Raw genomic sequence first — 21,840 nt, 5'->3', positions numbered from 1 at the left:
GCGTGATATTTAGTTAAGAGATGAAAAATAGATACATATTATTTATAGGGGTCATCTTAGCGGTGTATGCTTGTAAAGGTCGGCCGTCTGGTGGTGAGCATGTTAAAATGGATGAGGTATACTTCAATCACTTCATCATCCCTGATACTGTATTTTGGACTGGCAACGATGGAGGTCAATATGCTAGAATCGATAAAGGGACTTATTACTTTGAAGCTTTAGATTCTACAGCTCGATTCAATGCTCCTCCGTTTGAAATAGATAGTATGGAACAATTTTCAATTGAGTTATCCATCACTGGTCCGGATGATGAAGATTCTACCTTCTATGGGTTGATTTATGGCAATCCAGCAAGCGAATTAGGAACTGTTGAGATTAAAATCAATAATGCCGGTGAATATAAAATCAGAACTTATGAATTATTAGATGAAGGAAAGTATGCCGATCAGATTGATATAAAATTGAAAAAGATTAAAGTAGTGAAGGAAGATGTGGATACTCACTTTTTTATTAATGATGAGGAAGTTCTCAAATACCCAATCCATAGAATACAAAAATTTAGAGCAGGACCAATCACCGCAGAAGGTTCTGCTATTTGGATGGACTTTTTTAGAGTGATGCGTGCAAAACCTCAATTCCCAGAACAGTCCATTAAAGGAAACCTCTGAGGAGATAGACAATTTTTTTACCTCATCCCCGGCCCTTCTCCTCAAGGAGAGGAGAAATTCTCATAGGAGTGGTCAATTGATAATGAAATGTTAAAGACCTTCTAAGATTCGAGAGTTAAGCATAGTGAACTTATATTGTATAACAGTTATAAGTCACATACAAAAACACATTCTATGAATGTCTATAAAATCCTGTTCATATGCCTACCCTTTTTAGTATTCTCTTGTAGCGGACAGACAAAGCAGAAATTGGAGTCAACCACACCTATCGAACATGTTAAGCTCCCAATGCCTGAAAATGGATTCTACTGTGGTTTTCTTGATAGTAAGGGAAATCTATGGTTTGGTAGTCGTGGTAATGGGGTTTTTAAATTTGATGGTAGCTCATTTATCAATTATACCGCAGCGAATGGCCTTTGCGACAATGATATTTCATGTATTACCGAAGATAGGGAAGGCAATATATGGTTTGGTACCACCTCAGGCGTTTGTAAATTCGATGGAAAACTTTTTGAGAGTGTTGAAATTCCCAAAAGTGATACCTCCAGCGTTTGGCTGGATAAAGTTTATCCCGTAGTAAATCCTAATCAGGTTATGTCAATTTTAGAAGATTCTGGCGGCGATCTTTGGTTCGGCACAAATGGGGCAGGCGCTTATCATTATAACGGAGAGTCATTTACCCAACATCTGTCGGATATAGGGAAGGTTTATGATGATGGTCATCAGCACAATATTGTGTTGAGCATGATAGAGGATTCAAAAGGAAATATTTGGTTTACCTCACTGAGCCATGGTGGGGTAAGCGTTTATGATGGTGAGGGTTTTACACATTATACTCAAGAACTAAGTGATGACTTCATTCGCGTGGTATTTGAGGATTCGAAAAACAACATCTGGATAGGCACCCATGGTAATCACGATGGTGGTCTTGATAAGTATGATGGGAAAGTTTTTACCACCTTCTATAAAATGAATGATGGCTTAACACACAACAATGTCAAGGGTATATATGAAGATCAATCAGGCTTGCTTTGGCTTGCCAGTGGCACTACCGAACTAGCGACCTTTGATGGAGAACATTTTAGAATCTTTAAAGATAATCATGGCAAAACTTACCATAGAATAAACTTTTTATTGGCTGACAAAGATGGAAACATATGGTTTGGGAATAAACATGGTCTGTGGATATATGATGGAGAAACTGTGATTGAAGTCACCAGGAGTTGAGTCCGTATTGAGTTCAATTCATCTAGGCCCGCTAACCCCTGGCTAATTTTTGTAATAAACTACCCTCAACAATTTCCAACCAATAATTCTCCAAAATAAATTTGCGAAACCGAATGATTGCGTATATATTCGCAACCATGTAGTTTCTTATTTATTTTTGAATGTTAAGAATGGCTTATTAACGATTTTTATGCAATTTAATGTAGGCTATTCCTCATCTGAAGTAAGACAGTGGCAGTTAACATTAAAGAGAGAATTCAATGAACAGTTTATTATTTGATTTTACGGTAGACAAAGAATCCAAAACCGTATTTATAGCCCGCGAGTTTAAAGCCAAACTTCCTTTGGTTTGGGATGCTTTCACTAAGCAAGAAATCCTTGATAAGTGGTGGGCACCTAAACCATTCATTTCCAAAACAAAATCAATGGAGTTTAAAGAGGGAGGAAGAAGGTTTTATGCTATGACAAATGCCGAAGGTGAGGTGCTTGGCTGGCAAATGCATGATTATACCTCAATAAGCCCGAAGACAAACTTTAAGTTTTTTAATGCTTTTGCTGACAAGGATGAAAATCTGCAACTGCCTGGTTCTCATTGGGATTTCACTTTTAGTGAACAAGATGGAGTAACCACCGTAAATATCACTATCTATAATGATTCCCTTGAGCGCATGGAAAGAATGATTGAAATGGGATTCAAAGAAGGTTTCACAGCTACCTTAAACGAACTCGACAAACTTTTAACCAACCAAACTCATGACGTCACACCTTAAAAAAACAAATTGGCTAGCCATGGCTGGCATATTCACATTTATCGCTCTAAATCTACAAGCGCAAACAAATAAGCCGGATAAGAGTGGCTACGTTCCTGTAAAGGATACAAAAATTTACTATGAAACTTATGGAGAAGGAGATCCACTGATTTTACTTCATGGCTCTTTTTATACCATTGAGCTTAACTGGGCTGAGCTCATTCCTGAGCTGTCTAAAAATAGGAAAGTGATAGCTATAGAATTTCAAAGCCATGGCCATTCGCCCTATTCAGACCGTAATATAGATTTCGTCACTTTTGCTGAGGATGTGGAGAAGGTGATGGACCATTTGAAAATAGAAACGGCCGATATTGCCGGCTATAGTATGGGAGGCACAGTGGCCTACCAATTTACAGTGCAGTATCCGCAAAGAGTGAATAGATTGGTGATTCTTTCATCCACCTATAAAATGGCGGGTTGGTTGCCTCAAGTAAATTCAGCACAAGGTGAATTTAATGCCGAAGATTTCAATAATTCTCCACTTAAAACCACCTATGACGCCGTGGCTCCTGATAAAACAAAATGGCCAAAGTTCTTAGAGCAGATGTTTGTTTTTGCTGGTGAGACCTTTAATATAGAAGATTCTGAAATAGCAAAGATCAAAGCGCCCGTTTTGCTGATTTCCGGAGATAATGACGGCATTGATAAGGTAGAGTTAATGAAAACTTACCGACTACTGGGCGGAGATGTAATGGCGGACATGGAACCCATGCCTAAATCAAAACTAGCCATCATCCCATCACAAACCCATGTAGGGGTAATGATGCAAACAGAAGCCATCTCAAAATATATGAATGAGTTTTTAGATTAATGACAATAATTAAGTTAGAGTCTTTCGATGTTTAGGAATCTTACATAACATAAATATAACTATTAATTAATAATATTAATTGAATTTAAGTTTGGATTCTGTGTAGGATTGCTCAAAAATACTATGCAAAAAATTCTTAAAATTTCATTTCTCTTCTTGCTTTTAGCTTGCAACGACAGTATGGAAACTATCTCAGATGATAAGTTTGTTTCAATAGAAAATTATATTAGTTATGATTATTCGAACGATGTTTACCTTGTCAATATTGAATCGGAACAATTAACTAAGCTGTTAGATCAATCTAAGTTTAAAAATCGGTTTTCGCAGCAATTAGAAGCTCGAGCCGCTTTTTTTCATGAACATCTTCTCGAATATGCGAAACAAAAAGGTACATTAAAATCAAGAATTGATGGAGAAGATCCTTATCGCATTTTAGCGAATGCTGATGTGTCATATGGAGAAACATCCTTGGCAAAATTCAAATTTGGAGCATATAGCGAAACAATTCTATGTACGCAGATGTTGCGAAGCCACAACTTACCCTCTAATACACAAGTTGGTGCATTCATTTATGACGCTCAATTGGAGCAGCTGATTGGAACGGATAATGCATATACGCCTATTCCATCAAATTTTGCTTGTTCCGATGGCGACGAGATGGCGAGGGCACAAGCTATTTACCAAAATCATTCAGGAGTAGCGTATGAGCTATACCTATGTGATGATTAAGATTATTATTGAAGAAGTCTCACATAATATGTGAGGCTTCTTCAATGTGTTTTTCCACACCTGAATAACAATACCTAGTTACTAACTTGAACGAAATTAAGGCTATATGGCTTTGGTCGCTTCATAATTGGGAAGAGGTTGATAGTTAAACTAACGGCCACGGTATTGGAACACAACTTAGATATCCGTTTTAATATGGTGAATAAGAGAATCTTGTTTTTACAAACGCTATTCTTTTTCCTATTGATCTCAGGACTATATCTGTGGCATACATGGCTTGGGTTCTTTCTCATGATTTTTGTCTTTTTCCAAATTTGTTATAGTCTTGAGAGCTACGTGAGCACCAAGCGTAAATTGAAGGCCGAAGTTATAATGGCGCTTGAACCCTTTATTGTTCCCAATGATAAGTGACAAAAGCTTGTGACCTAAATTTGATGGCGTCATTTTTATCTGTGCAAAATCCTAACATTTCCTTGTCTTGTCGCTGGATTTTTAATTTGTAATATTATATTGGCCGATTAATTGACCCAAACTTTAAGCGAATCCTAATTTGGATATGAGATTCATATTGCCTTTACTTTTTTGTCTAACGCTTTCAATATCAGGCTTTTCCCAGCATTCAGCCAAAATTGACAGCCTGTCAGATGTCTTGAAAACTGACTTGGAGCCGGCTCAGCGAGCTTATATCTTAGATGAGCTTTCTTATGAATGGTTTGCCCAAAATCTGGACAGCTCACTGCGTTATGGCAAGCTTAGTTATGAGCTTTACCTCAAGCTCAAAGAACCAAAGCCTAAAGGGCTGGCCCAGGCAGTATCTGATGTAGCCGTAGCATTTCATTATAAAAACAACTGGGACAGCGCCCGATTTTACTATGAAAAAGCGCTTCACATTCGTGAAGACATCAAGGACACAGCAAAGGTGGCATCGTCACTGAACAATCTGGGTGTTATGTATATGGACATGGGCGATTATGACAAAGCCGTAAAAACTTTTCTTAAGGCCATGAAAGTTAGAGAGCAGGCCAGTGATGAGTTCGGCGCTGCTGTTACTAAGACCAATATTGCTCTCATTTATAAAAAACAGGGCTTCTATGATAAATCAATCCAGGCTTATAACGAGTTGGTGGAAGAGTTTAACAGAATGAATTTGCCACATCATTTAGAAACCATCTACCTGAATCTGGGCTCCATCTATAACACCATGGAGGAATACGAAAAGGGTGCTTATTACAATCTAAAACTGGCCCGAATGGCGGAGGAGAATGCTTCTTACCGAAATCTGGCCAAATCATATGTTAACCTTTCTAATTCATATCAGGGTTTGGGCAAACTTGATAGCAGCATTTTTTATGTTACTAAAGCACTGACCTTTTTTGAAGAGTCAAAAGATACGCTGAACATAGCTCACAGCTATACGTCTATGGCACAGTTCTTAAAAGACAGAGGCAAGTATGCCGAAGCTATTAAATATAGTGATCAGCTAGATGTATTAAATAAAGGATTAAAGAATAATGAATTAGGCTTAGAAAACCGCTTATTGGCCGCTGAGATCTATGCATTAAACAGTCAATATAATAAGGCTTATGTTAATTTAAGACAAGCCTTTGCCGAAAGAGATTCCTTCATGTCAGAATCGATGAACAAGACCATCACGGACCTGACTCTAAAATATGATACTGAGCAAAAGGAAAAAGAAATATCACAGCTCAAAGTAGAAAACCAGGAAGCTATTATTGCACAGCAACAGTCTGCTAATCAGCGCAATATTCTCATTTTGGTTTCTTGTATTGTTTTAGTGGGCCTAGTATTGTTATTCTTATTGTTAAGAACAAAGTCTAAAGCTAACAAGGTCATTTCTAAATCATTATCGGAAAAGGAAACGCTACTAAAGGAAATTCACCATAGAGTAAAAAACAACTTACAAATTATATCCAGCTTGCTCAGCTTGCAGACCAGATTCATTGAGGACGAAAATGCTAAGGGAGTGGTAAATGACAGTCAGAACAGGGTGAAATCAATGGCCTTAATTCACCAAAGGCTTTACCAGCACGACAACATTACCGGGATTGATGCGCAGGAATATATTGAGAACCTAACGGCTACCTTAAAAGCCACTTACGGTATAGATGAAGATAAGGTAAATGTGGCATATGACATTGACCCACTGACCATTGACGTGGATACAATTATCCCTATCGGTCTGATATTAAATGAGTTAATTAGTAATGCTTTTAAGTATGCTTTTCCAGAAGAAAGGCACGGAGCTTTGAGCATTAACCTGAAAAAGGAGCCTAACTATCTGCTGCTAAGTGTGAAGGATGATGGTGTAGGGAAGGAAAATGAAGTGGAGAAGTCAGATTCCTTCGGGTTACGCATGATCCGATCATTGTCCAGAAAACTAGAGGCTGATGTGAACTTTGATTTTACCGCAGGCACAACGGCACAGTTGATTATAAAAAAATATAAGTTGGTATAAGCAGCGCCATGGATAGAAAAGTACTGATTGTAGAAGACGAGCCGCTCATTGCGGATGATTTAGAATTCCATTTAAATGATATGGGTATCAATAATATTGAAGTGGCCCTTCAATATAGCGAGGCCCTTGACAAGCTCAGTAACAATAGCTTCGATCTGGCCCTGTTAGATGTAAACCTCTCTGGCGATAAAGATGGTATCCAGCTGGCTAACACAATCAACACCAGCCATCAGGTGCCGTTTATTTTTGTCACCTCTTATTATGATAATGGCACCTTGAGTCGTGCCAAGCGAACAAACCCATATGGTTATATTTTAAAGCCTTTTGATAAGAAGGAAATCCAGATCAACGTAGAGATGGCTTTTCATAAAATTGGGTTAAATAAGACGGCTAAACCTGAAAAGTTCTTTATAAAAGACAAAGATGGCATGGTGCCCATTTCCCCGGAAGATATTTGCTATGTGGAGGCTTTTGATAATTATGCCAAGGTATTTACAACAGACCATTCTTACATTATTAGCCACACATTAAAGAGCATTGAGGCCAAATTAGTACCCTTTGGTTTTGAAAGAGTACACAAATCATATCTCATCAACTTGTCTCATATCACCAGAATTTCAGATGGTTATGTCTTTTTTGGGGAAACCAATTTGCCTATAGGCCGGGCTTACAAAAACGTATTTATGTCTAAGCTCAACGTTTTGTAGCTGATCACTAAATAAATACTGCTGTTCACTAAAAAGCACTGTACACCTACTGCTATTTGTTTCATATTGTAGCCGCAATTTAAATTTTCTATGGGCGTGGCTAAGATGAAATCTTCCAATCTACAGCAGTGGATTAAAAATATATTGATTGTTGGGGTGCTGATCCTTATCAGAGTTCCGGTAAACGGGCAGGAGTTTATTACTACCTGGCAAACGGATAATCCGGGGTCGTCTGCTAATAATCAAATAACAATACCCACCGCAGGTGGGGGCTATGATTATAGCTTAGTTTGGGTAGAGATAGGAGACCCGGGTAACACCGGGTCCCTTTCCGATGTAGGTGGCACAGTTACTTTAGACCTTCCAAAACCAGGGAATTATCGCATTACTATTTCTGGTGTTTTCCCTCAGATCTACTTCAATGGTGGAGGCGACAGGCGTAAAATTCTCACTGTGGAAGCCTGGGGTAATATGAACTGGCGATCTTTCCGGGCAGCATTTAGAGGCTGTACCAACCTAAACATAAATGCTTCCGATAGCCCCAACCTGAGTCAGGTAACAGATCTGTCATCTATGTTTCGAGGAGCAACCTCGTTAAATGCTAATTTCAATGGCTGGAATACTTCTAATGTTACTGACATGAGCATGATGTTCGATGGTGCCAGTGCGTTTAATGGTAACATTGGAAACTGGATCACAAGCAGCGTAACAGACATGTCTTACATGTTTCGAGGCGCCTCCGTCTTTAACCGCGATATTGGCGCTTGGAACACGGCCAATGTTACTAACATGCGCTTTATGTTTAGTTACGCTGTAGTTTTCGATCAGAAAATAGACAGTTGGAACACCGGCAGAGTGACCAACATGGAGCAGATGTTTAGGGTGGCTTCCGTGTTTAATCAGGATATCGGCTCCTGGGATGTGTCCAAGGTTACGAATATGTCATTGATGTTTCAGTTTGCTCAGGCCTTTAACCAGGACATTGGCGGCTGGGACACTGGGAGTGTGATAGATATGAGGTCCATGTTTAGCGTAGCTCCGGCCTTTAATCAGAATATTAATGCCTGGAATGTTAGCAACGTGCAGTTCATGTATGATATGTTCAATGGCGCGATTGCTTTTAATCAGCCATTGAATAACTGGAATACTGGTAGTGTGACCAACATGAGGCAAATGTTTTCTGGCGCAACGGTCTTTAATCAGAACCTCAATAACTGGGATGTAAGCAAGGTGGCGAACATGCAGTCAATGTTTAACTCCGCCTCTGCGTTTAATGGAAATATCAGCAACTGGGATGTTAGCAATGTCACCAACATGACCAGCATGTTTAGAAATGCTGCAAGATTTAATCAAAACATCAATGCCTGGAATATCACCAAAGTTACCAGCCTGGCCTATGTATTTAGTTTTGCTGCTGATTTCAACCAACCATTGAATAACTGGGATGTAAGCGGAGTCACTAATATAGAGTCCTTATTCAACTGGGCTACGTCATTTAATCAGCCGCTAAATAATTGGAATACCGCCAATGTTACTTCTATGAGAAGCGCCTTTAGTGCGGCCTATGCATTTAATCAAGACATTGGAGGCTGGAACACAGGAAAGGTCATTGACTTTTATAATATGTTCAGCTTCACCGATTTTAATAGAGATATAGGTAATTGGGACGTAAGCAAAGCTCAGTTTCTGGGTAACATGTTTCAATATGCTACCTCATTTAACCAGGATATTTCTAAGTGGGATTTGGCAAGCGCTGTCAATATGGGAGGCATGTTTTACAACGCCACAGCATTTGATCAGCCCTTGGATGGCTGGAACTTCCCCAATGCCACTAACATCATTAATTTGCTTAACCAATCTGGCCTGTCTGTAGAGAATTATGATCTTACCCTGATCGGTTGGAATAGTAATCCTTCATTACCATCAGGCCTCTCCCTGGGAGCTGATGGACTGTTCTATTGTACAGCTCAAACAGCTCGTAGTGAATTAATTAGCAATTATGGTTGGACTATCACGGATGCTGGTGAAAGTTGCCCTTCAGGCGAAATTGTAGTTTATGATGGGGCAAATACTAGTGGCCCTCAGATTTTAGATGATCAGTCTACTGCTATTGACTTCGGTTATGATATAGTTGGCAATAATGTTACCCGTTCTTTTACTATCCAAAATCAGGGAACAGAGGTTCTGAATATATCTGGGATAACCATTTCCGGTACGGCTTTTAGTATTACCAGTACACCTCCTACATCTTTAAACATCAATGCTACTGCTACATTTACAGTTGAGTTAAGCGGAGCTACCGCAGGTGCATTTTCAGAAACCTTAACTATCGCCAGCGATGATAGTGATGAGGCGAGCTTTGATTTTCCTATTCAAGGTACCATAACAGCATCTCCAGAGCCGGAGTTAGTTGTGCACAACGGATCAGGTGCTGCTGACCCGGAAATTTTTGACGGTCAGGCATCATCCATATTTTTGGGGACAACTCCACAAGGCACCGATTTAACCTACTCTTTCCTGGTGGAAAACCTGGGTTCAGCTACGCTTACAATTTCTGATATAAATGTTACCGGATCAGTATTTTCAATACCCATAAATTCAGTAGCCATACCTTCAGGTGATATGGCTTCCTTCAGTGTGGTTTTAGATGGCAGCACTATTGGTGTGTTTTCAGGTACCGTAACCATAACAAGCAATGATCCTGACGAAGGCAGCTTTGATTTTCCTATTAGCGCTGAAGTACTCAGCCCGTTAGCCCCGAAATTGATCGCTTTTAACGGACCCGACAGCTCAAGCCCTCAACTTGCAGATGGTAGCACCGTGAATTTTGGAACCACTACACCTGGAGAGGCAATCACACGCACATTTACTGTAAATAACATTGGTGATGCGGACTTAAGTATTTCTTTTATCAGTGTAACAGGTACAGCCTTTAATGCGCCTACTGGCACGCCTATTATAGTGCCAGTTGATGGTATGGAGCAGACTTTTGATATCGTACTGACGGCATCTGACAAAGGTACCTTTACAGAAACAGTGACAGTAATTAGTAATGATGAAGATTTTGTATTCACAGTAACAGGTACTGTTTCAGGGAATGATAGTCCTGAAATTACAGGTCAATCGCCTTTGGTTACTGACATAAATACACCGATTACCCTGTCTGTCGATGACTTCACCGTGTCCGACTCAGACAACACCTTCCCGGATGATTTTCAATTGATTGTCAATTCTGGTGAGAATTATACTACTGATGGCATTACCGTGACTCCCGATACCGATTATACGGGTCTTCTTCTGGTGCCGGTTATGGTTAGCGATGGTGTGGATTATAGTCCTGAATACATGGCTGAAATTAATGTGGTAGCCGCGGAAATAGAATTGATTATCGCAGGTCAGCCTCAGCTAAATGGCGGAACAATTATCTTTAACGATGTACCTGTAGGTCAGGAGCAAGTACAGGAACTGGTGATTACTAATACAGGTAGTGCGGTGCTGAATATTACAGATATAAGCATTGAAGGAGATGATTTTGCCTTGCTCGGAGATATTCCAGGGCCTATTAATCCGGGGGAGAGTATCACGTTAAGGGTGGCGTTTACTCCAACGTCAGCAGGACCAAAAAGTGCCAAAATGACCATTAGCGGTGAAAATGCTCAAACCTTTATTACCACCTTATCATCTAATGGCCTTGAAGATATCCCTGATATTGAGGTGATTAACGCAGTTACCTTAGTCAACAGCTCTGGCAGCATAGGTAAGCACGACTTTCTAGAGATTAAAAACATTCAGTTTTACCCTGATAATGAGGTATATATCTACAGCCGTTGGGGTGATGAAGTCTATAAAACCTCCAGTTATGATAATGATAGCAATCACTTTGCTGGTGTAACTTCTGGTGGCAAAGAGCTGGCAGATGGCACCTACTACTATGTCATCACGGTGAATGATGGCACCAAGGTTTATAACGGTTTTTTCCTTTTAAGAAGATAATAAGATGAAGTTGAGATTAATTACTGTGATCAGCCTGCTAACATTGGTGGGAGGGAAAATTTACGCCCAGCAAGATCCATTATATAATTTGTATTCTTTTAATCAGTTCATGATTAACCCAGCCTATGCAGGGGTTTATAATAATTTTAATGCGAACATTATTAGCCGTAAACAGTGGGCTGGCATAGAAGGAGCACCATTAACGAACATGTTATCTCTTCACAGCTCGGTGAGTGATGACTTCGGGACAGGGTTATTGGTGGTAAATGATCAACTGGGAGTAAACAGCAATACGGAAGCTCAATTGGAATTTTCGTACAAACTTTTCAGCGGTACTAAAACATTGGCCTTTGGTGTTCAAGGCGGCATGATCAATTATAATTACGATTATTCAAAACTGAACCTGGAGTACCTGGATGACACCGGTTTGGACATGAATAATGAACGCTTTACCAAGGCTAACTTTGGCGGAGGTGTTTTTTATATGACAGATTATTTCTTCGTAGGATTGTCAGTACCCAGAATCTTAAATGTAGAAGTGAACGACGGCATGACTAGCAGCACCCGCTATAAACCTCATTATTACCTCAGTGGCGGATGGGTGATCAAATCAAAATCTGTATCAGAAATACTATTTAAGCCAACATTTCTGGTGCGCTACACTTCAAACGCCCAACTCTCTGCAGATATTAGCATGAATGCACTATTTGCTAACACCATCTGGGCGGGTGTAACACTGAGAAATCTTAACGGCGTGGCGGTGAACACCCAGCTTCAGATCAATAGAAAATTTCGTTTTGGATATTCATTTGAGCTTTCAACCAATAAGCTGGTGAGAGATAACTATGGTACACATGAACTATCTCTAATGGTGGAGCTTAATCTTTCCAAAGATCAGTACGACATAGAGAGATACTTCTAAAAGAAACCCCGAAAGCGGCAATTTTTTCCTGCTTTCTTTTCATAGATGCCTCATTTTCTTCATCTTAGTTTAAGAATTAAAAGGGTTGTATCATGTGGCATAAATGGAAGAAAGCAGGGCCGTATATTGTTCTATCAGCAAGTAGCATCTTAATTATTTTGAATCTCTATCAAGGGATTATGAATGGTTTTGGTTTTTCACCCATCACTGGTATTCTTGGGCAAACTTGTATTGTAATAGCCATGGTGCTCACTTTAAGAAAGAAGAAAGATCAATATTCTGAGTTATAAAAAAGGCTACTATAGAACATCTTAAAACCATAAGCTATCTGGAAGATATGCAAATGAGGATGCAAAAGCAGATTGATGGGAAATTGGATGCCTCATATATAGACCTCATTCAACAGGTAGAAGAAATGATCATTTATCTTCAGGATGCATATGTTGAGGATCAACGTATTCAACATGAAATTGATCATTGGCCTGGATTGGTGAAGAACTCATGGCTTACTAAAGATCCCAAAGAATTGATTGGCTTTGGAGCTTTTGGCTTTCTGGCTCCTTTAATGTTCATTTCTTTGATAGTTTTGTGCTTACCGGCTTGGATAATATATATTTTGACGAAATGGTACTTGCAAAATAAGGCTATAGAAAGACTTCGGCTTACCCATGCGCTTCTTTCCAGAGTAATCTTTAATATGAGATTAAAATACGATTAGAATTTCATTTTTGTGAAACAAAGCCTATAGCTGCTTGCGTTACATACTAAAATAATAGTAATACTATCATTTTGGTATGGAAGATTTACAATTCGTAATCCAGGGTAATCATAATACCTATATTAAGGATCCTTTATCCAGTGATTTGGGTAAACGCATCCTTACTGGCAGTATTGAGATGATCAATCAGCTGGGTTTTGAGGCCTTTACATTTCGGAAACTTGGTAAGGAAATTGGCTCTACGGAGGCCTCTATTTATCGATACTTTGAAAGTAAGCATAAACTTCTACTCTATTTAACGGCCTGGTATTGGGCTTGGATGGAGTATAGATTAGTATTTGGCTTAGCCAACATTTCATCACCCATAGATCGATTAGAGAAAGCGATTAAGGTGCTCACTGAAGAAGTGACAGAAGATGAAAGCATTTCCCATATCGATGAGACGCTGCTATATCAGATTGTAATTAATGAATCTGTGAAGGCTTACTTTACCAAAGAAGTAGATCAGGATAATAAAGCCGGCGTGTTCCAGGGCTATAAGCAACTAGTGGCCAGGGTAAGCGCTATTATTTTGGAGATCAACCCGGATTATCAATACCCTCATATGCTCATGTCTACCATAATAGAAGGTGGGCATCATCAGCGATATTTTGCGGAACATCTACCGCGCCTCACTGATGGAATAAACGACAATAGCTGCATTACTCAATTTTATAAAGACTTGGCATTTAAAGCATTAGGAATTTAATTATGGAAGAATTTAATAATTCACTAACCCCTACGCAGCGATTTTGGCGGCTCCTAAAACCCGATGGAAAGGAGATCAGAAACGTATATATCTATTCCATTTTCAATGGACTGATCAGCCTGTCCTTACCGCTGGGTATTCAGGCCATTATTAACTTCATTCAGGGTGGTCAAATCAGCACCTCATGGGTGGTCTTGGTATTTTTGGTGGTGCTGGGCATTGCCATAACTGGGGTTTTACAAATTTATCAGTTGAGAATAACGGAGAACCTACAGCAGAAAATATTCTCAAGAGCTGCCTTTGAATTTGCTTACAGATTGCCAAGAGCTAAAATGGAGCAACTTTATAAGCACTATGCTCCGGAACTGATGAACCGCTTTTTTGATATTATTTCTGTACAGAAAGGACTTTCTAAAATACTGATAGATTTTTCAGCGGCCTTATTAAATGTGGTATTCGGGCTTTTACTACTTTCTTTTTACCACTCATTCTTCATCTTTTTCAGTGTTATTCTGGTCATTTTGGTGATAGTGATCATTCGCTTTACAGGCCAAAAAGGTATGACCACCAGCTTGAACGAATCAAAGCATAAATACAGAGTAGCTTATTGGTTAGAAGAATTGGCCAGAACCAACATGACTTTCAAGCTTGTAGGGAATACAGATCTCCCATTGCAAAAGGTTAATGAGCATGTAGATAAATATTTGGAGTCTAGAGAAAGCCACTTTAAAGTGTTGCTTCAGCAGTATTCTTTGATGGTCGTTTTCAAAGTGCTGGTAGCCACGGGGCTTTTGGCCATTGGTGGTATTTTGGTAATGGAGCAGCAGATGAACATCGGCCAATTTATAGCGGCAGAGATTATTATCCTTACGGTAATGGTAGCTGTTGAAAAGCTGATCAGAAGTTTGGAAACCATTTATGATGTACTTACATCGCTAGAGAAAATTGCTCAGGTAACAGACCTTAGTTTAGAGGAGACTTCTGGAATAGACATTGCCAAAGAGTCTAACGGAGGGCTATCCCTAGATTTAATGAATGCTTCGTTCGCCTTTCCAGGGCAGAGCAGTTATGTGCTAAAGGACATTAGTTTAAGTATTAAATCGGGTGAAAAGGTAGTCATTTCGGGAAGTAATAATTCTGGTAAGCGCTCCTTACTTTATATAATGGCGGGCTTGTATGACCTACCTGAGGGAAGCCTTTCTTACAATGGTTTTCCAAAAGGAAATTTGAATATTAGTTGCCTCAGAGCTGTGATGGGCGATTATCTGTCTCAGGAGCAACTGTTTGAAGGGACAGTACTCGAAAATATCACCATGGGTCGGGAATCTGTAACCATGGCCAATGTGAGATGGGCCATAAAAAATCTACATTTAGAAGATTTTATCAAAGGTTTGCCTAATGGTTATGATACACTTTTAGATACTCAAGGCAAGAAATTGCCGGATAGTATTGTTCAGAAGTTGCTCTTAGCCAGGAGTATAGCTGACATCCCTAAGTTACTGCTGTTGGAAGACCTCTATAATCACCTCGATGAAACCGAGTACAGAAGGATTGTCGATTTTCTGGCTTCACCGGAGCATCCCTGGACCTTGGTAGCGGTATCTTCTGAGTTTTACTTTGTGAATAAGGCAGATAAAGTGATCCATATGGAGAATGGCCAGCTAAAAGAAATGGCTCCTTATAATGATCTGAATGAAAAGTTAAATCTAAAAAATACCAGCCATGCTTAATATATCAACGAATAGTATAGGTGATAGAGTGAATCGAAGCAAGTATTCAGCACTGGACCGGGTAGAAAAGAAATCTTCTGGAAAGGTATTGATTAGGATCATCACTTTTACCTTGATAGGTGCGCTCATCATTATGTTTTTACCATGGACTCAGAATATTGGAGCTAGAGGTAATGTAACGGCACTTCGCCCAGATCAAAGACCACAGACCATACATTCTATCATTGCTGGTAGAATAGAAAAGTGGTATGTGCAGGAAGGTGATTTTGTGGAGAAAGGGGACACCATTCTTTATATTTCTGAAATTAAGGATAACTATTTCGATCCTAACTTACTTACAAGAACCAAAGAACAGCTTACAGCTAAAGAATTGGCGGTGAAGTCTTACATGGAAAAGGTGAAAGCACTTGATAATCAGATCGATGCATTGGCCACCACTAGTGACTTGAAGTTAGAACAGGCTAAAAATAAGTTGAAGCAGGCGCATCTTAAAGTTACCAGTGACAGCATTAGTTATCAGGCATCTATAACTAATTTCAATATAGCGCAGGAACAGTATGCGAGACAGGAAAAACTTTATGAAAGCGGGTTAAAGTCATTAACTGATCTTGAAAAAAGAAAGCTTACCTTACAAAAGACTCAAGCTGAAATGATTTCCTACGAGAACAAATTACTCTCTAGCAAAAATGATGTGATCAATGCCAAGGTAGAGCTGAATTCAATCAGAACAAAATATAGAGAGAGCATAGCCAAAGCTGAGTCGGATAAATATTCAGCCATGTCTAACATGTATGATGCTGAGACCACGGTATCTAAGCTTCAAAATCAGTACATGAATTACTCGGTGAGAACTGGTCTGTATTATATCACGGCTCCTCAAAATGGGTATGTTACTCAGGCAATACAAACAGGTCTTGGAGAAACCATTAAGGAAGGTGAAAGCATAGTAAGTATTATGCCATCTAACTATAGTTTGGCAGTAGAAATGTACGTGAAACCTTTGGATTTGCCCCTTCTAGATAAAGGGCAGCATGTTAGGATACAGTTTGATGGCTGGCCTGCAGTAGTATTTTCGGGTTGGCCAAACACCAGCTACGGTACCTACGGCGGCTATGTTTATGCCATTGATAACTTCATAAGCCCGAATGGAAAATACAGAGTTTTGGTAGCTCCTGATCCTGATGATCATGAGTGGCCAGATGCGCTTAGAGTAGGTGCCGGAACCAGGAATATGGTGTTGCTGAAAAATGTGAGTATCTGGTATGAGCTGTGGAGAAACATAAATGGCTTTCCTCCAGATTATTATAAGACAAATAACAGCAAAGCTGGCAATGCTCAGAAAACAGCACCAGAAGATGAGAAGAAAAAGAAATCATAGAAGAATGCACTTAAGTTTCATTAAACATATATGCTTCGTTGGACTGGGAATAATGCTGTCATTTCAGGTAATGGCGCAACAGGATTCTGTGTCGTCAGAGTTATCCTTAGAGGCTTTTTTGGAAATTGTCAATGAGAACCACCCGATAGCTATACAGTCGGAGCTTCAACTGCTCAAAGGTAAGGCGCAGGTCACGCAAGCCAGAGGAGGCTTTGATCCAAAGGCTAATATGAAATGGAAAGAGAAATACTTTTCGGAAACTCAATACTACAGTCTGAAAGATGTGTATCTGAAAGTACCTACCTGGTTTGGTATTGAAGCTAAGGCGGGTTATGAAGAGAATGACGGCTATTATCTAAATCCTGAGAACAGCACTTCGGATGCCGGACTACTGTACGGTGGCGTTTCCTTACCCATTGGTAAAGGATTGTTCATTGATAAAAGAAGAGCGGAGCTAAGGCAAGCCCAGATTTATCAGCAAAGTACTGAAGCAGAAAGGCAGATCATGTTGAATGAGCTCAATTATGAGGCCGGTAAAGCTTATTTAGATTGGTTTCTGGCATATCATACCATGCTGGTATATGAAGAAGGTGTTGATCTTGTAGCAGAAAGATTAAATGCAGTAAAAGAAAGTGTTCGGTATGGAGATAAGCCTGCTATTGATACACTTGAGGCCAGTATTCAACTTCAAAATAGGAAGCTTTCGTATGAGCAGGCCAAGTTAGAATATCAAAATTCATCCGCCTTGCTATCTATTTACATGTGGGCAGATGGTGTGGTGCCACTTGAAGTTGATGCTAACACTACACCGCTGAGCCTGGATCATTTCGCTCCAATTCCAGTGGATCAAAACCTTTATAGTCAACTCGATAACTTGCTAAACACGCACCCGCAACTGAGGCAGTATGAGTTTAAAATAGCGGATTTAGGGGTTGAGCAACGGCTTAAAAGAGAGAGCCTTAAGCCAACGGTGAACCTTAATTATTATGCGCTTACCAAGTCTACCACCGAGGACTTCATGGGATCTTATAATATGAATAATTACAAATGGGGGCTTGATTTTGAATTTCCATTATTCTTAAGAAAAGAAAGGGGAGCTCTACAGCTAAACAGTTTAAAAATACGAGAGGCAGAGTTGTCTCTGACTCAAAAGTCAGCTCAGGTAGTTTATAAAGCAAATACAGCTTTGAATACCTGGGATAATGTTTATGGACAAACTCAGATTTATGAGCGTACTGTAAGAGACTATAATCAATTGGTCCTAGGAGAAAAGCAAAAGTATAATTCAGGTGAAAGTTCTCTTTTCCTGGTGAACTATAGAGAAGTAAGCTATATAAACGCAAGAATTAAGTTTATAGAGCTGCTGGCAAAAAACCACAAGGCCAAGTTAGGGGCTGAATATGCACTGGCATTGATCGATTAAAATAAAAAAGAGGTTGCCACTACGGCAACCTCTTTTATGAGGGAATTAAACTATACTATTATCTTTATTTCTTTATTCCAGGCACATTCACAGGCGCGTCCTGATGCCAATGGAAAATGTTTTCTCTCTCTTTAGGATAAACTTCATTCAGGTTTTCTCCTTTATAAAGTCTACCATTCTTCATCACCATATTCACGGTGTTTGAATTTCTAATATCATCCAGTGGATTTTTATCCAGGATAACAAGGTCTGCTATTTTTCCTTCTTCCAATGAGCCTAAATCCTGCTCTAAACCGATGGCCTCGGCGCCTAGGATAGTCGCCACTTTTAAGGCATTGTGCTCAGAAAGACCACCAGACTGCACTGACCATAATTCCCAGTGGTATCCAAGGCCTTGCAGCTGTCCATGAGAACCAACACCCGCGATACCGCCATCTTTAACCAGTTCATTTACGAATTTAGCATGGTCTTCGAATACATATTCTTCTTTCATAAACCAGCCAGCATTTCTTCTTCTGGTTTTTGCATCTAGTTCTGACTTAGGGGTGAAATAGTTCAATTTCTTGTCGCCCTGCACATTTTCCGTTTCGTAGTAATAATTTTCTGCCCATGGCCCGCCGTAAGAAACCAAAAGTGTAGGGGTATAAGCTGTTTTGGTTTCGCTAACTAGTTTAAGCACATCACTGTACAAAGGATAAATAGGGAAACTATGCTCATGACCAGGATAACCATCTATAATCTGGTTCATGTTTAGCTTGAAGTTTAACGCTCCCTCAGTGGTAGGCATTAGCTCTTGTTCTTTTGCCGCCATGATGATCCACTGTCTCTGCTGTCTGTTACCAGTAATGTACATTTTAATGGTCTTGGTATTATAGTACTCAGAGTATTGCTTTAAAATATCTCTGGCCTGATCAAGATCTTTTACGTTGTAAGCCCAGAAGCCAACTCCAGGACCCGTAGAATAGATTCTCGGCCCTACCATCATACCAGACTCTACCATATCCTGATAGGTAAGTACGTCGGTAGTACCTGTTTGTGGATCTCTGGTGGTGGTAACACCGTAAGCCAGGTTGGCAGCATAAGGCCATGCCTCAGATTTTTCCAGTCCCCAGGCGGGTCTTAAGTGAGCGTGAGTATCTACAAAGCCGGGCATAATGGTTTTTCCACTCATATCCATGGTAGTAACACCACCATCTACAGAGAGAGAACCTGCTTTGCCAACCTTAACTATTCTGTTGTTTTCGATGTAGATATCTCCTTTTTCAATTACCTCATCGCCTTTCATGGTAATGATGCGAGCGTTTTGAAGTAGAATTTTTCCTTCAGGAATATCTCTTGGTACAGATACTTTTACCCTTAATTCTGTAGGTTTGTATTTGTCATCTTTCTTGTCTTCCTTTTTCTCACCTTCTTCTTTTTTATCTTCTTTCTTCTCCTCTTTTTTCTTTTTCTCCAGAGCTTCTTCATTAGCTTTAGCGGCCGCAAGATCATAAGAGAAGTAAGCGTTACCGATGGCCCAATTTACTTTTTTACCATCTCGGCTCCAGCTCGGAAACTGCCCGCCGATCTGTGTGAGCTTTCTGCTAGGGAAGGCAGCATTGCCCGGGTTGGCCACGGCTATTTTCACCACTTCAGAGCCTATTCTCGGCACGGTTACGGTGTAAATTTCATTATTGATCATAGCCAAAGCCTGATCTCCCTCTGGCGCCATAATTACCAAATCAGCTTCAGAAGGTTTAGAGGCTGCTTCTGGTTCTTCAGCTGAAAGCATGCTATGCGAATCAAATTTATCTCTTACAAAGCCGTAAGGTGTGATCCCGGTTACTTTCACTAACTCTTTTTCATCAGTGCCGTCCCATCTTATAGAAACAAGGCCTTTGCTTCCATACAGATAAATGCGATCATCAGATTTCACAAAGTGAGGAGCTCCTCTACCTTTTGCTTTATCTATAAAATGCGTCTCCCCGCCTTTAGCCGATACCCAGCGGATTTCATCATGTGTGTGGAAACCAATTGGCCCCGTACTATTCATAAAATCCTGACGTGACCCGCGCATGTATACAATTTTGTCACCATTAAAACTCCATGCTGGTGATGTGTAGGTACCAGGGGCTGAAATGAGCTTTACTGGTTTGGCTTTACCTTTCACATTTACCTTGTAAAGGCTACCGCCATTTTCATCATCCCAGGTTACAAAAGCCAAAAAGGCTCCATCCGGGCTCCAGGTAGGCATAGCTTCATTTACATCCAGATCAGTAACTCTTTTAGGAGTTCCAGATGGCATCTCCATGGTGTAAAGTCTATTTAAAGCCGTGAAGGCAATTTTAGAACCATCAGGACTAGGCTTTACATCTCTTATTTGAGTTACATCAAATGTTTTATCATCAGAAATAGGGTAGTTAAACTTTAATCTTGGGCCTACCTGAATTTCTGTATCTACTTCGAACGGAATGTTGGTAGCATCGCCACCACCAACAGGGATGCTGTAAATTTTGCCTCCATAAGAAGCAATCAGTTGCTGACTATCAGGCGTGAATGACATAGCTGGCAGCACACCCAAAGGAGCAATCGACTCTTGCTCATCACGTTGTACCGGATAAGCTAACCATTTCTCATCACCACTTTTTAGGTCTCTTAGAATAAGTCCTGTTTCTGTATTATATCTGGTACCATATACTAACCATTTTCCATCAGGCGAAAGCGTAGGGGCAAAGGCAGATCCATAGCGAGAAGTCATGGTCTGAGATTCACCAGTTTCACGATCATATAGAGCTAGCTGATATTGTGGTAAGCTGGCATTATATTGCCAGGCGCTGTTTCTTTTCGAATACCAGATATATCTTTCATCCGCACCAAAAGCAGGCTCAATAGTTTTCAAGCTTTCAGGGTTATCTATGAGTTGTGCTCCAGAACCGCCATCTATATGGTAAATATGAAGTTTAAGGTTACGCTCTCCCTGAGCAGCCACAATGTATTTGCCATCAGGAGCCCATTCTGCAGACTGGTAGGTGTTGTTATTTCCTTTAGTAATAAGCTTGGTGTCTTTACTTTCCAGGTCAATGGTCCAGGCGTTTTCACCACCGCTTCTATCAGAAATAAATAAAATAGTTTTTCCATCAGGACTGAACTTAGGGTGGGAGTCAAAGGCCATGCCTTCAGTAAGTTGCTCAGCTTTGCCGCCAGCAATGGGTAGAAGGTAAAGGTCACCCAATAGATCGAAAGCGATGGTCTTACCATCAGGGCTTACGTCTAGTGAGATCCAGGATCCTTCGCTGGTTTTTAAGGCGATTTTTCTGTCGGCCGATAATGGTAGTTCTTTTTTGGTCTCTTCAATTGACACCGTATCGGCTACAGCCACACTATCCTGCTGGGCAAATAACGATACTGTCGAGACCATACATAGTGCTATGCTTAACAGTAACTTCATAGGTTGTTCATTTTTTTTGCCAAAATAAGCAGAATAGAGATGGAAGTGGGCAGTTATTACATAAATGGTCAGGC

General features: G+C 40.1%; 16 protein-coding genes. 15 read left to right on the top strand and 1 reads right to left on the bottom strand.

Going from position 1 to position 21,840, the window contains the following annotated elements:
- Positions 1–20: 20 nt before the first annotated feature.
- The 15 genes from LVD16_RS03105 to LVD16_RS03035 all read left to right on the top strand — a co-directional run bounded on the left by LVD16_RS03105 (position 21) and on the right by LVD16_RS03035 (position 18,339).
- Positions 21–668, top strand: a complete 648-nt coding sequence (locus tag LVD16_RS03105; protein ID WP_233772125.1) for a hypothetical protein — start codon at positions 21–23, stop codon at positions 666–668.
- Positions 669–842: 174 nt separating this feature from the next.
- A complete protein-coding gene (locus tag LVD16_RS03100) occupies positions 843–1,895 on the top strand; it encodes a ligand-binding sensor domain-containing protein (protein WP_233772124.1) in 1,053 nt (350 codons plus the stop codon).
- A gap of 260 nt (positions 1,896–2,155) precedes the next feature.
- Positions 2,156–2,665, top strand: a complete 510-nt coding sequence (locus LVD16_RS03095; RefSeq protein ID WP_233772123.1) for an SRPBCC family protein — start codon at positions 2,156–2,158, stop codon at positions 2,663–2,665.
- Complete coding sequence (locus LVD16_RS03090; RefSeq protein WP_233772122.1) at positions 2,649–3,515, top strand: alpha/beta fold hydrolase; 867 nt, start codon at positions 2,649–2,651, stop codon at positions 3,513–3,515. The genes LVD16_RS03095 and LVD16_RS03090 overlap by 17 nt, the downstream gene beginning before the upstream one ends.
- 180 nt (positions 3,516–3,695) lie before the next feature.
- The gene (locus tag LVD16_RS03085; protein ID WP_233772121.1) at positions 3,696–4,244 is read left to right on the top strand and encodes a hypothetical protein; all 549 of its coding nucleotides are present in this window, start codon (positions 3,696–3,698) and stop codon (positions 4,242–4,244) included.
- 556 nt (positions 4,245–4,800) lie between these two features.
- Positions 4,801–6,720 carry a tetratricopeptide repeat-containing sensor histidine kinase gene (locus LVD16_RS03080; protein ID WP_233772120.1) on the top strand — a complete coding sequence of 640 codons (1,920 nt, stop codon included), beginning with the start codon at positions 4,801–4,803 and terminating at the stop codon, positions 6,718–6,720.
- Positions 6,721–6,728: 8 nt separating this feature from the next.
- Positions 6,729–7,427 carry a LytR/AlgR family response regulator transcription factor gene (locus LVD16_RS03075; protein WP_233772119.1) on the top strand — a complete coding sequence of 233 codons (699 nt, stop codon included), beginning with the start codon at positions 6,729–6,731 and terminating at the stop codon, positions 7,425–7,427.
- 105 nt (positions 7,428–7,532) lie between these two features.
- Positions 7,533–11,420 (top strand): BspA family leucine-rich repeat surface protein, encoded by a 3,888-nt coding sequence (locus tag LVD16_RS03070; protein ID WP_233774564.1) that lies wholly within the window; start codon positions 7,533–7,535, stop codon positions 11,418–11,420.
- Positions 11,421–11,424: 4 nt separating this feature from the next.
- Entirely contained in the window at positions 11,425–12,342 is a 918-nt protein-coding gene (locus tag LVD16_RS03065; protein ID WP_233772118.1) for a PorP/SprF family type IX secretion system membrane protein, read from the top strand.
- Positions 12,343–12,434: 92 nt separating this feature from the next.
- Positions 12,435–12,632 (top strand): hypothetical protein, encoded by a 198-nt coding sequence (locus tag LVD16_RS03060; protein WP_233772117.1) that lies wholly within the window; start codon positions 12,435–12,437, stop codon positions 12,630–12,632.
- A gap of 59 nt (positions 12,633–12,691) precedes the next feature.
- On the top strand, positions 12,692–13,060 hold the full coding sequence (locus tag LVD16_RS03055; protein WP_233772116.1) for a hypothetical protein: 369 nt from the start codon (positions 12,692–12,694) through the stop codon (positions 13,058–13,060).
- A gap of 76 nt (positions 13,061–13,136) precedes the next feature.
- Positions 13,137–13,808, top strand: a complete 672-nt coding sequence (locus LVD16_RS03050; protein WP_233772115.1) for a TetR/AcrR family transcriptional regulator — start codon at positions 13,137–13,139, stop codon at positions 13,806–13,808.
- A gap of 2 nt (positions 13,809–13,810) precedes the next feature.
- Positions 13,811–15,538, top strand: coding sequence for a peptidase domain-containing ABC transporter (locus LVD16_RS03045; RefSeq protein ID WP_233772114.1), 1,728 nt, complete (start codon positions 13,811–13,813; stop codon positions 15,536–15,538).
- Entirely contained in the window at positions 15,531–16,916 is a 1,386-nt protein-coding gene (locus LVD16_RS03040) for an HlyD family secretion protein (protein WP_233772113.1), read from the top strand. Before LVD16_RS03045 ends, LVD16_RS03040 begins: the two co-directional genes overlap by 8 nt.
- Positions 16,894–18,339 (top strand): TolC family protein, encoded by a 1,446-nt coding sequence (locus LVD16_RS03035; protein WP_233772112.1) that lies wholly within the window; start codon positions 16,894–16,896, stop codon positions 18,337–18,339. The genes LVD16_RS03040 and LVD16_RS03035 overlap by 23 nt, the downstream gene beginning before the upstream one ends.
- Before the next feature lie 64 nt (positions 18,340–18,403).
- Here LVD16_RS03035 and LVD16_RS03030 read toward each other — a convergent pair whose 3' ends face one another.
- Positions 18,404–21,766, bottom strand: coding sequence for an amidohydrolase family protein (locus tag LVD16_RS03030; protein WP_233772111.1), 3,363 nt, complete (start codon positions 21,764–21,766; stop codon positions 18,404–18,406).
- Positions 21,767–21,840: the final 74 nt, after the last annotated feature.

This window comes from Fulvivirga ligni, from assembly GCF_021389935.1.
GTDB lineage: Bacteria > Bacteroidota > Bacteroidia > Cytophagales > Cyclobacteriaceae > Fulvivirga > Fulvivirga ligni.
Note: the sequence above shows the minus strand (reverse complement) of the source record. Positions and strands in the feature narration are given on the sequence as shown.